The organism is Lacinutrix sp. MEBiC02595, assembly GCF_053601555.1.
In genome coordinates this window covers 1-247 of the sequence record NZ_JBSHNU010000250.1, presented here as the reverse complement: position 1 = coordinate 247, position 247 = coordinate 1, and the positions used below count along the sequence as shown (strand labels likewise).

The following is a 247-nucleotide window of genomic DNA, read 5'->3' as shown; positions in this document are numbered from 1 at the left end:
GTAAGTGTAGCAGTAACCGAAGAAGTATTTAAACAATCATCAGTAGCCGTATATGTTACTTGAATAGTTCCACCAGCACCACAAGTTGTAGCTAGGTTAGTGAAAACATAATCAGAAGTAATAGTTACATTAATATCATCTGCACAAGCTTGAAGTTCTACGATATTATCTGCATTCCAAGTATCTGCTAAAGTTTGGTTATTATCACCATCACATTCTATCGTTTCATCTACTACATTACAAGCAG

General features: G+C 34.8%; 1 protein-coding gene. It reads right to left on the bottom strand.

The window, feature by feature from the left end; genetic code table 11:
- The coding region (locus ACVCZW_RS19435) for a hypothetical protein (protein ID WP_452233239.1) at positions 1 to 247 on the bottom strand (247 nt) is incomplete at both ends.